This is a genomic window from Streptosporangium sp. NPDC050148 (genome assembly GCF_055586505.1).
Genome location: NZ_JBVJIA010000028.1, coordinates 1 through 13,603, shown reverse-complemented (window position 1 = coordinate 13,603; position 13,603 = coordinate 1). Strand labels below are relative to the sequence as shown.

11 protein-coding genes are annotated in these 13,603 nt (G+C 71.8%); 10 read left to right on the top strand and 1 reads right to left on the bottom strand.

Going from position 1 to position 13,603, the window contains the following annotated elements; genetic code table 11:
* Nucleotides 1-34: 34 nt before the first annotated feature.
* Nucleotides 35-1,696, bottom strand: coding sequence for a class I adenylate-forming enzyme family protein (locus ACZ6RT_RS27600; protein WP_470157025.1), 1,662 nt, complete (start codon nt 1,694-1,696; stop codon nt 35-37).
* A 257-nt stretch (nt 1,697-1,953) separates the two neighbouring features.
* Between ACZ6RT_RS27600 and argC the strand changes: the two genes are divergently transcribed.
* From argC to tyrS, 10 genes are all read left to right on the top strand, one after another.
* Complete coding sequence (argC, locus tag ACZ6RT_RS27595; protein ID WP_470157024.1) at nt 1,954-2,976, top strand: N-acetyl-gamma-glutamyl-phosphate reductase; 1,023 nt, start codon at nt 1,954-1,956, stop codon at nt 2,974-2,976.
* Nucleotides 2,973-4,127, top strand: coding sequence for a bifunctional glutamate N-acetyltransferase/amino-acid acetyltransferase ArgJ (gene argJ / locus ACZ6RT_RS27590; RefSeq protein WP_470157023.1), 1,155 nt, complete (start codon nt 2,973-2,975; stop codon nt 4,125-4,127). The genes argC and argJ overlap by 4 nt, the downstream gene beginning before the upstream one ends.
* Nucleotides 4,124-5,086 (top strand): acetylglutamate kinase, encoded by a 963-nt coding sequence (gene argB / locus ACZ6RT_RS27585; protein WP_470157022.1) that lies wholly within the window; start codon nt 4,124-4,126, stop codon nt 5,084-5,086. Before argJ ends, argB begins: the two co-directional genes overlap by 4 nt.
* Nucleotides 5,087-5,142: 56 nt before the next feature.
* Nucleotides 5,143-6,294, top strand: coding sequence for an acetylornithine transaminase (locus ACZ6RT_RS27580; protein ID WP_470157061.1), 1,152 nt, complete (start codon nt 5,143-5,145; stop codon nt 6,292-6,294).
* On the top strand, nt 6,284-7,300 hold the full coding sequence (gene argF / locus ACZ6RT_RS27575; protein ID WP_470157021.1) for an ornithine carbamoyltransferase: 1,017 nt from the start codon (nt 6,284-6,286) through the stop codon (nt 7,298-7,300). The genes ACZ6RT_RS27580 and argF overlap by 11 nt, the downstream gene beginning before the upstream one ends.
* Nucleotides 7,297-7,881 (top strand): arginine repressor, encoded by a 585-nt coding sequence (locus tag ACZ6RT_RS27570; protein ID WP_399196087.1) that lies wholly within the window; start codon nt 7,297-7,299, stop codon nt 7,879-7,881. Before argF ends, ACZ6RT_RS27570 begins: the two co-directional genes overlap by 4 nt.
* On the top strand, nt 7,874-9,073 hold the full coding sequence (locus ACZ6RT_RS27565) for an argininosuccinate synthase (protein WP_399196089.1): 1,200 nt from the start codon (nt 7,874-7,876) through the stop codon (nt 9,071-9,073). The genes ACZ6RT_RS27570 and ACZ6RT_RS27565 overlap by 8 nt, the downstream gene beginning before the upstream one ends.
* A 41-nt stretch (nt 9,074-9,114) precedes the next feature.
* Complete coding sequence (gene argH / locus ACZ6RT_RS27560) at nt 9,115-10,533, top strand: argininosuccinate lyase (protein ID WP_344903569.1); 1,419 nt, start codon at nt 9,115-9,117, stop codon at nt 10,531-10,533.
* 62 nt (nt 10,534-10,595) lie between these two features.
* Nucleotides 10,596-11,282 (top strand): DNA-3-methyladenine glycosylase, encoded by a 687-nt coding sequence (locus ACZ6RT_RS27555; RefSeq protein ID WP_470157020.1) that lies wholly within the window; start codon nt 10,596-10,598, stop codon nt 11,280-11,282.
* A 288-nt stretch (nt 11,283-11,570) separates the two neighbouring features.
* A complete protein-coding gene (gene tyrS / locus ACZ6RT_RS27550; RefSeq protein ID WP_470157019.1) occupies nt 11,571-12,839 on the top strand; it encodes a tyrosine--tRNA ligase in 1,269 nt (422 codons plus the stop codon).
* The last annotated feature ends 764 nt before the right edge of the window (nt 12,840-13,603 follow it).

The window sequence follows — 13,603 nt, the reverse complement described above, 5'->3', positions numbered from 1 at the left end:
ATCGATTTACGGCCTGCTCACGGCCGGGTCCCGCTCAAGTTCCCAGCACCTCCCTGCGCAGGCTGGTCTTGAGGATCTTGCCCCCGGGGTTGCGGGGCAGTTCGGTCTCGCGCGTCCAGAACGTGACCGGCACCTTGAACGGCGCGATCCGCTCGCGCAGGAACGCCTGCAGCTCCTCGGTCGGCACCGGCGACGACAGGCGCACCACCGCGCCGACCTCCTCGCCCAGCTCCTCGTGGGGGATGCCGATCACCGCGGCGTCCTGTACCGCGGGGTGCTCGAACAGGGCGGCCTCCACCTCGGCGCAGTAGACGTTCTCGCCGCCGCGGATGACCATGTCCTTGGCCCGGTCCACGATGAAGACGAAGCCCTCCTCGTCCATCCTGGCCAGGTCGCCGGTGTGCAGCCAGCCGTCGACGAAGGTCTCCGCGGTGGCCTCGGGGCGGTTCCAGTAGCCCAGGATGACGTTGGGGCCGCGCATGCAGAGCTCGCCGACCGCGCCGGGCGGCAGCTCGGCGCCGAGCGGATCGGCGATCTTCACCTCGACCACGGCCATCGGCAGGCCGATGCTGTCGGGCTTGGCCAGGTAGTCCGCGCCGGCGTTGCTGATGGCGAGCGCGGTGGTCTCGGTCATGCCGTACCCGTTGGAGGGGGCGCGGCTGGGCAGCTGCTCGGTGATGCGCTCCAGCAGCTTCGGCGGGGCGGGGGCGCCGCCGTAGCCGAGGGCGCTGAGGCTGGAGATGTCGTACTTCTCCAGGTCGGGGTGGGAGAGCAGCTGCCACACGTTGGTCGGCACGCCGGTGAGGCCGGTGATCCGCTCGCGCTCGATCAGCTCCAGCGCGCGGCCCGGGTCCCACTTGTACATCAGGACTAGGCCGCCCCCGGTGAACATGGTGGTGGTCATCACCGCGAAGCAGCCGGTGACGTGGAACAGCGGCACGGTCAGCAGGGTGACGCGGCGCTGGCCCGCCGCCGCGCCCGGGTCCGCGCCCGACCTGAGCATGACGCGGTACATCCCGTAGGCGACGGTCATGGGGGCCTGGCCGAGGTTGCGGTGGCTGCCGAGGGCGCCCTTGGGTCGGCCCGTGGTGCCCGAGGTGTAGAAGATCGTGGCCGGGTCCTCGGGGGAGAGTTCCACCGGCGGGGGCGTGACGTCCGGCGCCACCTCGCCCAGCACGTCGGCGAACGAGCGGGCTCCCTCGGGCGCCTCGCCGCGGGTCACGATCAGCGCGGGCGCCACGCCGGCCAGACCGGCCGCTCGCTCGCCGTCGGCGATCAGCACCTTGGCCCCGGAGTCGGACAGGCCGTACTCCAGCTCCTGCGGGGTCCACCAGGCGTTGAGCGGCACGGCGATCGCCCCGGCGGCCAGCACGGCCGAGAAGGAGATCACCCACTCGGGGTAGTTGCGCATGGCGATGGCCACCCGGTCGCCCTTGGCCACGCCGTACTCGTCGGCCAGGCGCCGGGCCAGGGTGCAGGCCCGCCGGTAGTGCTCCTCGTAGGTGACGTGCTCGTCCTCGTAGGTGAGGAAGACCTTGTCGCCGTGGAGCCGGCTGATCTCCAGCAGTGCCCGGAAGTCCTTGGGCGCGTGCTTCCAGGTCTTGACGGTCCCGCCGTGGCTCGCGACCTCCTCCAGCTCGAAGAGCTGCCCGGGAGCGGTGAGCCGTGCCTGGACGTCGTCATGGGTGATGCTCATACGTTCGTACTCCCGGGAGAGGAGGGACCGGCGATCGCCACGATACCGACCGGTAGGTACGTGCAACAGTGCCGAAACACGACCGAATGCCCTGCCGGCCGATGTCGCGATGAGAGAACTCCCTTTCCATCCCTTCTGTCCGTATTCGCCGCGCCGCGAGACTCCTATCGACTTGCATGGAAATCCTGTCGCGTGCATAATCTTCACGGTAAGACCATGAGGTTCACTGAATGAACATGCAGTCATCGGGGGGACGGATGAGAGCGGCGATCGCGGGCGCCAGCGGCTACGCCGGGGGCGAGCTCCTGCGCCTGCTGCTGTCCCACCCCGGCATCGAGATCGGCGCGCTGACCGCGGCCTCCAGCGCCGGCACCGCCCTCGGCGAGCACCAGCCGCACCTGGCACCGCTGGCCGGCCGGATCCTGCTGGAGACCACCCCCGGCAACCTCGCCGGCCACGACCTGGTCTTCCTGGCCCTGCCGCACGGCGCCTCGGCCGCCGTCGCCGAGTCGCTCGGCGACGCCACCCTGGTCGTCGACTGCGGCGCCGACTTCCGGCTCTCCGACCCCGCCGCCTGGGAGCACTTCTACGGTGGCACCCACGCCGGCACCTGGCCCTACGGTCTGCCCGAGCTGCCCGGCCGCCGCGAGGAGCTGCGCGCCGCCCGGCGGATCGCCGTCCCCGGCTGCTACCCCACCGCCGTCACCCTGGCGATGTTCCCCGCCTTCGCCGCCGGCCTCGTCGAGCCCGACGTGGTGGTGGTCGCCGCCAGCGGCACCAGCGGGGCCGGACGGGCGCCCAAGCCGAACCTGATGGGCAGCGAGGTGATGGGGGCGGCCGGCGCGTACGGCGTCGGCGGCGTCCACCGCCACACCCCCGAGATGGAGCAGAACCTCTCCTCGCTGACGGGGGAGAAGGTCACCGTCTCCTTCACCCCGGTGCTCGCGCCGATGAGCCGCGGCATCCTCGCCACCTGCAGCGCGCCCGCCGGGCCCGGCCTGACCCCCGCCCGGCTGCGCGAGGCCTACGAGGCCGCCGTCAAGGACGAGCCGTTCCTGCGGCTGCTCCCCGAGGGCCGGTGGCCCTCGACCTCCATGACCCTCGGAGCCAACACCGCCGCCCTCCAGGTCGCCCTGGACGAGCGCGCGGGCCGCGTCGTCACCGTCATCGCCATCGACAACCTGACCAAGGGCACGGCCGGAGGCGCGATCCAGAGCGCCAACCTCGCCCTCGGCCTGCCGGAAGAGCTCGGCCTTCCTCTCAACGGAGTCGCCCCATGAGCGTGACCGCACCCCTCGGCTTCCGGGCCGCGGGCATCGCCGCCGGAATCAAGGCCGGCGGCGCCCGAGACCTGGCACTGATCGTCAACGACGGCCCCTCCCGCGCCGCCGCGGGCGTCTTCACCGTCAACCGCGTGAAGGCCGCCCCGGTCCTGTGGTCACAGCAGGTGCTGTCCGGAGGCAGGGTGCACGCGGTCGTCCTCAACTCCGGCGGCGCCAACGCCTGCACCGGCCCGCTCGGCTTCCAGGACACCCACGCCACCGCCGAGAAGGTCGCGCGGGCCCTGGACGACTCCGCCGGCGAGGTCGCGGTCTGCTCCACCGGCCTGATCGGCGAGCGGCTGCCGATGGACCCGCTGCTGGCCGGGGTCGACCTCGCGGTCTCCCAGCTCGCCCGGGACGGCGGACTGGCCGCGGCCGACGCCATCCGCACCACCGACACCGTCTCGAAGATCTCCTTCCGCAGGGGCGAGGGCGGCTACATGGTCGGCGGCATGGCCAAGGGCGCCGGCATGCTCGCCCCCGGCCTGGCCACCATGCTGTCGGTGATCACGACCGACGCCGACCTGCCCGCCGAACTCCTCGACGAGGTGCTGCGCAGGGTCACCCGGGTCACCTTCGACCGGCTCGACGCCGACGGCTGCATGTCCACCAACGACACCGTGCTCCTGCTGGCCAGCGGCGCCAGCGGCACCGTCCCCGACCTGGCCGAGTTCGAGCAGGTCCTGCTGGCCGTCTGCGCCGACCTCGTCCGCCAGCTGCTGCTGGACGCCGAGGGCGCCTCCAAGGCGATCGCCGTCGAGGTCGTCGGCGCCGCCTCCGAGGACGACGCCGTGACCGTCGGCCGCTCCGTCGCCCGCTCCAACCTCCTCAAGTGCGCCATCCACGGCGAGGACCCCAACTGGGGACGGGTGCTCTCGGCCGTCGGCACCACCGACGCCGTCTTCGAGCCCGACCGGCTCAACGTGGCCGTCAACGGCATCTGGATCTGCCGGGGCGGCGCCGTGGGCGACGACCGCTCCAAGGTCGACCTCACCCCGCGCGACGTGACGATCACCGTCGACCTGTCGGCCGGTCCGCACACCGCGACGATCCACACCACCGACCTCACCGCCGCGTACGTCCACGAGAACTCGGCGTACTCCTCATGAGGCGCGCCGAGGCCCTGTCCAAGGCCGCCACGCTGATCGAGGCCCTGCCGTGGCTGGCCACCTTCCACGGCACCACCGTCGTCATCAAGTACGGCGGCAACGCGATGACCGACGAGGGACTGCGCGAGCGGTTCGCCGAGGACGTCGTCTTCCTGCGCTACGCCGGCCTGCGGCCGGTGATCGTGCACGGCGGGGGCCCGCAGATCAACGCCCAGCTCGACCGGCTCGGCATCGAGTCCACCTTCACCGCCGGCCTGCGGGTCACCACCCCCGAGGCCATGCAGGTCGTCAGGATGGTCCTCGTCGGCCAGGTCAACCGCGACGTGGTCGGCCTGATCAACCGGCACGGGCCGTTCGCGATCGGCATGTCCGGGGAGGACGCCCACCTGTTCACCGCGGTGCGCAAGCACGCCGTCGTCGACGGTGTCGGCGTCGACATCGGCCAGGTCGGCGAGATCGTCGGCGTCGAGGCCGGCGCGGTACGGGCACTGCTCGACGACGGGCGCATCCCGGTGATCTCCTCGGTGGCGCGCAGCGACGACGGCACCGTCTACAACGTCAACGCCGACACCGCCGCCGCCGCGCTCGCCGTGGCGCTGCGGGCGTCCAAGCTCATCGTCCTGACCGACGTCGCGGGCCTGTACCGCGACTGGCGCCCCGACGCCGGCGAGGACGAGATCATCGAACGGCTCTCCGCCACCGAGCTGGAGAAGCTCCTGCCCTCCCTGTCCAGCGGCATGATCCCCAAGATGGAGGCGTGCCTGACCGCCGTCCAGGGCGGCGTGTCACGGGCGCACGTGCTCGACGGCAGGGTGCCCCACTCGGTGCTGCTGGAGATCTTCACCGACGAGGGCGTCGGAACCATGGTGCTGCCGGACGTCCCCGGGACGCCGCACGCACCCGACCAGCTCACGGCGCGGCCGACGGCCGCCGCCCAGCCGAAGGGGAACGACCAGTGAGCCCGCAGCACGATCCCGCAGGACAGGCGCTCGCCAGACGCTTCGAGGCCGCCTTCATGCCCAACTACGGGGTGCCCCCGGTGGCACTGGCCCGCGGCGAGGGCACGAGGGTCTGGGACGTCGACGGCAACGAGTACCTCGACATGATCGGCGGCATCGCGGTCAGCTCCCTCGGCCACGCCCACCCGGCCCTGGTGAAGGCCGTCTCCCGCCAGGTCGCCACCCTCGCCCACACCAGCAACCTCTTCCTGCACGAGCCCGAGGTGCTGCTCGCCGAGCGCCTGCTCGGCCTGCTCGGCGCCCCGGCCAGGGTCTTCCTGTCCAACTCCGGCACCGAGGCCAACGAGGCCGCCCTCAAGCTCGCCCTCAAGTACGGCGGCTCCACCGGCCGCCCCCGCTTCGTGGCCGCCGAGAACGGCTTCCACGGCCGCACCCTCGGCGCGCTCTCGCTGACCGGCAAGCGCTCCATCCGCGACCAGTTCGGCCCGTTCCCGATCGACGTCACGTTCGTCCCCTACGGCGACGCCGACGCCCTCAAGAGCGCCGTCGACGACCGCTGCGCCGCGGTCTTCCTCGAACCCACCCAGGGCGAGGCCGGGGTCGTGCCCCCGCCCGAGGGGTACCTCCGCGCCGCCAGGGACGTCTGCGACGCCACCGGCGCACTGCTGGTCGCCGACGAGATCCAGTCGGCGATCGGCCGTACCGGCCACTGGTTCGCCCACCAGCACGAGGGCGTCCTGCCCGACGTGCTCACCCTGGCCAAGGGCCTCGGCGGCGGGCTGCCGATCGGAGCCTGCATCGGCCTGGGCGAGGCCGGGACCCTCTTCGCCAAGGGCGACCACGGCTCCACCTTCGGCGGCAACCCCGTCGCGGCCGCCGCCGCGCTCGCCGTGCTCGACACCATCGACCGCGACGGCCTGCTGGAGCACGTCCGCGCCGTCGGCGCCGAACTCTCCGGCGGCATCGCCGCCGTCGAGCACCCGCTGCTCGCCGGCGTCCGCGGCCGGGGCCTGTGGCTCGGGATCGTGCTGACCGCCGACCGCGCGGCCGCCGTCCAGGCCGCCGCCCAGCGGGCCGGGTTCCTGGTCAACGCCCTCCAGCCCGACGCGGTACGGATCGCGCCCCCGCTCGTGATCACCTCCGCCGACGTCGCCGCCTTCACCGCCGCGCTCCCGGCCATCCTGGACGGAGCCTCCGATGACCGGTGACCCCCTCGGCACGCGGCCCCCGGCCCCGCGGACGCCCGTCAGGCACTTCCTGCGGGACGACGACCTCTCACCCGCCGAGCAGGAGCAGGTCCTCGACCTGGCCGCGGCGATGAAGAAGGACCGCCACGGCCACCGGCCCTTCGCCGGCCCGCAGACCGTCGCCGTCCTGTTCGACAAGCACTCCACCCGTACCCGCATCTCGTTCGCGGTCGGCATCGGCGAGCTCGGCGGCCTCCCGCTGATCCTCGACGCGGGCTCCTCCCAGATGGGCCGGGGCGAGTCGATCGAGGACACCGCCCGGGTGCTGGAGCGCCAGGTCGCCGCCATCGTGTGGCGCACCTCCGGCCAGCACAGGATCGAGGCCATGGCCTCGGCCTCCTCGGTACCGGTGGTCAACGCCCTCACCGACGAGTTCCACCCCTGCCAGATCCTCGCCGACCTGCAGACCGTCAAGGAGCACTTCGGCACGACCGCCGGCCTGACCCTGGCCTACTTCGGGGACGGGGCCAACAACATGGCCCACTCCTACCTGCTCGGCGGGGCGCTGGCCGGCATGCACGTGCGGATCGCCGCCCCCGAGGGCTACCTGCCCGACCCGGAGGTCGTCCGCCGGGCCGCCGAGATCGCCGAGACGACCGGCGGGTCGGCCACCGTCCTCGCGGACCCGGCCCAGGCCGCCGCGGACGCCGACGTGCTCGCCACCGACACCTGGGTCTCGATGGGCCAGGACGGCAGGGAACAGCGGATCGCCGACCTGACTCCCTACCAGGTCAACGCCGCGCTCGTCGGCCGGGCCGCCCCCGGCGCCGTCGTGCTGCACTGCCTGCCCGCCTACCGCGACCTGGAGATCACCGCCGAGGTCCTCGACGGGCCGCAGAGCGTGGTGTGGGACCAGGCGGAGAACCGGCTGCACGCCCAGAAGGCCCTGTTGCACTGGCTGGTCACGGCGACGACCGGCCACGGCACCGGCTCCCCGGCCTCCTCCCGCGGAGGAGGCCCGGCATGACGATCCCGATGACCAAGGTCGCCCGCCAGGCGCGCATCGCCGACCTGCTCCAGCGGCAGCCGATCAGGTCCCAGCCCGAGCTGGCCAAGCTGCTGCTGGAGAGCGGGGTGGAGGTCACCCAGGCCACCCTGTCCCGCGACCTGGACGAACTCGGCGCCCTCAAGCTGCGCGCCGAGGACGGCTCCCTGGTCTACGCCCTTCCCGGCGAGGGCGGCGACCGGATACGGCGCGCCAGGGTCGGCACCGGAGAGTCCCCGGCCGCGCGCCTGGGCAGACTCGCCGAGGAGCTCCTCGTCTCCGCCGAGGCCTCCGCCAACCTGGTCATCGTCCGCACGCCCCCCGGGGCCGCGCAGTTCCTCGCCTCCGCCATCGACCACGCCGACTGGGAGTCCATCCTCGGCACCGTGGCCGGAGACGACACCATCCTCGTCATCAGCCGGGACCCGACGGGCGGGGCGTCGGTCGCCGAGGCGCTGCTCAGGCACGCCGACCGACGTATTCAGCCCGCTCAGGCGGGCGGTCCCTGGCAGCATCTGACACCCGTGACGAACGAAGAACCTGGAGATACCAATCATGACTGACCGGGTCGTACTCGCCTTCTCCGGCGGCCTCGACACTTCCGTCGCCATTCCCTTCCTCGCCGAGAAGACCGGCGCCGAGGTCATCGCGGTGGCCGTCGACGTCGGCCAGGGCGGCGAGGACATGGAGGCCATCCGCAAGCGGGCCATCGAGTGCGGCGCCGTGGAGTCCGTCGTGGTGGACGCCCGCGAGGAGTTCGCCACCGACTTCTGCGTGCCCGCCCTGCAGGCCAACGCCCTCTACATGGACCGCTACCCGCTGGTCTCCGCGCTCTCGCGCCCGCTGATCGTCAAGCACCTGGCCGCCGCGGCCAAGGAGTTCGGCGGCACCCACGTCTCGCACGGCTGCACCGGCAAGGGCAACGACCAGGTCCGGTTCGAGGCCGGCCTGGCCGCGCTCTTCCCCGAGCTCAAGGTCATCGCCCCGGCCCGCGACTACGCCTGGACCCGGGACAAGGCGATCGCCTACGCCGAGGAGAAGAACCTCCCGATCGAGACCAGCAAGAAGAACCCGTACTCCATCGACCAGAACATCTGGGGCAGGGCCGTCGAGACCGGCTTCCTGGAGGACATCTGGAACGGCCCCGTCGAGGACGTCTACGCCTACACCGCCGACCCGGCACAGCCGCGCGAGGCCGACGAGGTCATCATCAGCTTCGTCAAGGGCGTCCCGGTGGCCCTGGACGGGCGGCACCTGACCCCGTTCCAGATCATCGAGGAGCTCAACCGGCGCGCGGGCGCCCAGGGCGTCGGCCGCCTCGACATGGTCGAGGACCGGCTCGTGGGCATCAAGTCGCGCGAGGTCTACGAGGCGCCGGGCGCCATCACGCTGATCACCGCGCACATGGAGCTGGAGAACGTCACCGTCGAGCGCGACCTCGCCCGGTTCAAGCGCTCGGTCGACCAGCGCTGGGGCGAGCTCGTCTACGACGGCCTGTGGTTCTCCCCGCTCAAGAAGGCCCTGGACGCCTTCATCGCCGACGCCCAGCAGCAGGTCACCGGCGAGATCAGGATGGTCCTGCACGGCGGCCGGGCCACGGTCACCGGCCGTCGCTCCGAGGCGTCGCTGTACGACTTCAACCTCGCCACCTACGACACCGGCGACACCTTCGACCAGTCCCTGGCCCGGGGCTTCGTCGAGCTGTGGAGCCTGCCCTCCAAGATTGCCTCGGCCCGGGACGCCCGGCTGTCCTGATTGGGCTAGGGTCGCGGATTGAATGGGGAGGGAGAACGACGGTGACTGATGGTGGCAAGCCGATGCGGCTGTGGGGCGGCCGGTTCGAAGGAGGTCCGGCCGACGCGCTGACCAGGCTCTCGGTGAGCGTGCACTTCGACTGGCGGCTCGTACCGTACGACCTGCTGGCCTCGCGCGCGCACGCACGGGTGCTGCACCGCGCGAACCTGCTGACCGACGACGAGCTGGCGCGGATGATCGCCGCCCTGGACGACCTGGAGCGAGCCTGCAAGGCGGGCGAGTTCCGGCCGACCGTCGCCGACGAGGACGTCCACACCGCGCTGGAGCGCGGGCTGCTGGAACGCCTCGGCACGCTCGGCGGCAAGCTCAGGGCCGGTCGCAGCCGCAACGACCAGGTCGCCACCGATCTGCGCCTCTACCTCCGCGACCACGTCAGGCACATCGTCTCCCGGCTGGTGGAGCTGGAGACCGCGCTGATGAGCCAGGCCGAGGAACATGCCGAGACCGCAGCGCCCGGCATGACCCACCTGCAGCACGCCCAGCCGGTCTCCTTCGGCCACCAGCTCCTGGCGCACGTGCACGCCTTCGCCCGCGACATCGACCGGCTGCGCGACTGGGACCGCCGCGCGGCCGTCTCCCCGCTCGGCTCCGGAGCCCTGGCCGGGTCCTCCCTGCCGCTGGACCCGCGGGCCGTGGCCGGGGAGCTCGGTTTCGACTCCGCCGCGCCCAACTCGATGGACGCCGTCGCCGACCGCGACTTCGCCGCCGAGTTCCTGTTCGACGCGGCGATGATCGGCGTGCACCTGTCCCGGCTGGGCGAGGAGATCGTCCTGTGGGCCTCGCAGGAGTTCCGCTGGATCGAGATGGACGACGCCTACTCCACCGGCTCGTCGATCATGCCGCAGAAGAAGAACCCCGACGTGGCCGAGCTCGCCCGGGGCAAGAGCGGCCGCCTCATCGGCAACCTCATGGCGCTGCTGACCACGCTCAAGGGCCTGCCGCTGACCTACAACCGCGACCTGCAGGAGGACAAGGAGCCGGTGTTCGACTCCGTCGACACCCTGCTGCTCGTCCTCCCCGCGATGGCCGGGCTGGTGGCGACCATGCGCGTCAACACCGCCAAGCTGGAGGCCTCGGCCCCCGACGGGTTCGCGCTGGCCACCGACCTGGCCGAGCTGCTGGTCCGCAGGGGCGTGCCGTTCCGCGAGGCCCACGAGGCGGTCGGGCACCTGGTCGTCTGGTGCCAGGTCAACGACAAGGACTTCGGCGAGCTCACCGACGACGAGCTGGCCAAGGTCTCGCCGCACTTCACCCCCGACTCCCGCGAGGTGCTCTCGGTGCCCGGCGCCCTGGCGGCCCGCAAGGCGCACGGCGGCACCGCGCCCGACCGGGTCCGCGACCAGCTCATCGCGCTGCGCGACATCGTCGACGGGCAGGCGAGCTGGGCGAGCGGGAACTGAGGCCCGTGACGGTGACGCGGCCGACCCCCGATGACGAGCGGGGCGGGCGGACCCCCGCCCCGGTGAGGCCGGCACGGGACCTCACACCCGCTCCGGCGAGGCTGGAACGGGACTTCTTCGACCGTCCCGCGCACCAGGTCGCCCCGGACCTGCTGGGACGGGTGCTGGTGCACGGGCCGGTCGCGCTCCGCATCACCGAGACCGAGGCGTACGGCGTGCCCGGCGAGGACCCGGCGTCGCACACCTACCGCGGCCGGACGGCGCGCAACGCGGTGATGTTCGGCCCGCCGGGCCACCTGTACGTGTACTTCACGTACGGCATGCACTTCTGCGCCAACCTGACCTGCCTGCCCGAGGGGATCGGCTCCGGCGTGCTGCTCCGGGCCGGAGAGGTGATCTCCGGCGCCGAGCAGGCCCTGGCCCGACGCACCGCCGGGAGCGGCCGCGTCGTCAAGCACGACGACCTCGCCAAGGGCCCGGCCCGGCTGGCGGTGGCGCTCGGCTTCACCCGCGAGCACAACGGCCTCGACGCCTGCGCCCCGGGGCCGCTTCCGGAGAGCCCGGGCAGCCCGGGGATGTCGGAGATCCTTGAGCTCTCGGTGCTGGAGGGGGAGCCGGCCGTGCCCTCGTCGATCAGGTCGGGGCCGCGGACCGGGGTGTCGTCGGCCCAGGAGACGCCGTGGCGCTTCTGGATCGACGCCGACCCCACGGTCTCGCCCCACCGGCCGCACGTCCCGCGCCGCCGGTAGGTCCTCTGCCGTCGGCGCGTCTCCTGGGGTGGGTCCTCTGCCGCCGGCCGGTCTCCTGGGGGCCCCTCTGCCGCCGGAGGGTCTCCCGCCACCGGTCCCGGGGGCGGGTCCCGTGCCCGTCCCCGCCGCTTCCCCGCCGTTTTCGCGCCGTTTTCGCGTCCCGCAGGCCGCGTACCCGCTGGTCGACTGGGGGCGCGAAGGGGGATCCGGGTGGCGCGACCCGGTGGTGATCGGGCAGGGTGTGTACGAAGCCCCGAAAGTCCCTTCGAGCATTGGAAAGCAAGGATCGTGACCGACATTCTGGATGACCTCGCCTGGCGCGGCCTGATCGCGCAGTCCACCGACATCGACGCCCTGCGGGCGGCGATGGCCGAGGGTCCGATCACGGTCTATTGCGGCTTCGACCCCACCGCCCCCTCACTGCACGTCGGCAACCTCGTCCCGCTGCTGACCCTGACCCGCCTGCAGCGGGCGGGCCACCGGGCCATCGGGCTGGTGGGCGGCGCGACCGGCCTGATCGGCGACCCCAGCGGCCGGAGCACCGAACGCTCGCTCAACTCCTCCGACGTGGTGGCCGAGTGGGTCGCGCGGATCCGCGTCCAGGTGGAGAGGTTCCTCGACTTCTCCGACGAGAAGCGCGGGATCCTGGTCAGCAACCTCGACTGGACCGAGGGCATGTCCGCGATCGACTTCCTGCGCGACGTCGGCAAGCACTTCCCGGTCAACCGGATGCTCGCCCGCGAGTCGGTCTCGGCGCGGCTGGGAGGGGAGGGACTCAGCTACACCGAGTTCAGCTACCAGATCCTGCAGGCCAACGACTACCTGGAGCTGAACCGGCGCCACGGCTGCACCCTGCAGATCGGCGGCAGCGACCAGTGGGGCAACATCACCGCCGGAACCGACCTCATCCGCCGGGTGACGGGCGGCCACGTGCACGCCCTCACCGTGCCGCTCATCACCAAGGCCGACGGCACCAAGTTCGGCAAGACCGCCGGAGGCGCGGTCTGGCTCAACCCCGAGATGACCTCGCCGTACGCGTTCTACCAGTTCTGGCTGAACGCGGACGACCGGGACGTGGTGAAGTTCCTCAAGATCTACAGCTTCAGGTCCCGGGAGGAGATCGAAGGGCTGGAGAAGGCCGCGGCCGAGCGGCCGGCCGCCCGCGAGGCCCAGCGAGCGCTCGCCGAGGAGTTCACCACGCTGCTGCACGGCGCGGACGAGTGCGCCGCGGTGATCGCGGCCTCGGCGGCGCTGTTCGGCCAGGGGTCCCTGGAGGAGCTGCCCGCCCGGACGCTGGGGGAGGCCCTGGCCGAGGTGCCGCGTGCCGAGGTGGCCGGGCTGGGGGCGTCCTTCGTCGACCTGCTCGCCGAGAGCGGCCTGGTCAAGTCGAAGTCCGAGGCGCGCCGGGCGGTGAAGGAGGGCGGCGCCTACCTGAACAACGCCAAGGTCACCGACGAGACGTACGTGCCGTCGGCCGATGACCTGCTTCACGGGCGCTTCCTGGTACTGCGCAGGGGCAAGCGTTCCGTCGGCGGCGTCGAGATCATCGGAGCCTGACCTCGGCGTTCCGGAGTCCCGGGGTTCCCGGCACGGGTCCGCCCGGGGCTCCGGAATCTTCTCCGAGAGGTCTCGGCGCGGGTGCTCCCGACGCTCCGGGAGTCTTCTCCGAGGGGTCCCGGCGCGGGTGTTCCACGTGTTCGCGCCGGACGCGGTCATCGTCTCCGCGTGGGTTCCGGCCGTCGCACCGGCAACGCCGGGTAGATCGGATCCGGCCAGGTCGATGAGATGTTCAGGATGTGCCGACGCCCCGGTCACGGCCGGGGCGCCGGTGGCCCCACGGCGTAACATTCCGGTAGCGAAGGTGGCCCGTTCTTCCAATGCAGGGCTCTGACCTGCGGTTTTGTCCACGGCTCTTGATTTGACGATGTCCCGAGGGGCGCATAATCTTTCACATGCCCCGGGAGCGAGCCGGACGCCTGAGCGGCGGACGGGCACCGGGAGCCGACCCGCTGAACGAACCTGAGAGTTCGGACCCACGTAGATCACCGAAAAACCGGTTGATTCGTCGACGGCCTGGATGTCACGGTAGGTTCAGAGGGTTGTCCCGGAAGCGGGATGCAAATCCTAGTGAGTTTGCCGGGATTGTGACAAGTGAACTGAGCTTCACAATTTGACACAATCTTGACAGAGATGTACGGTAGAAATACGAAATGGAACGCCCCTGGCGGTCGGCCCGAACGGGTCCGGTTGACCGGGTGTACGCGTCCGTTTCTTGAGAACTCAACAGTGTGTTAAAAGCCAGTGCATGAAGCACAACCCTG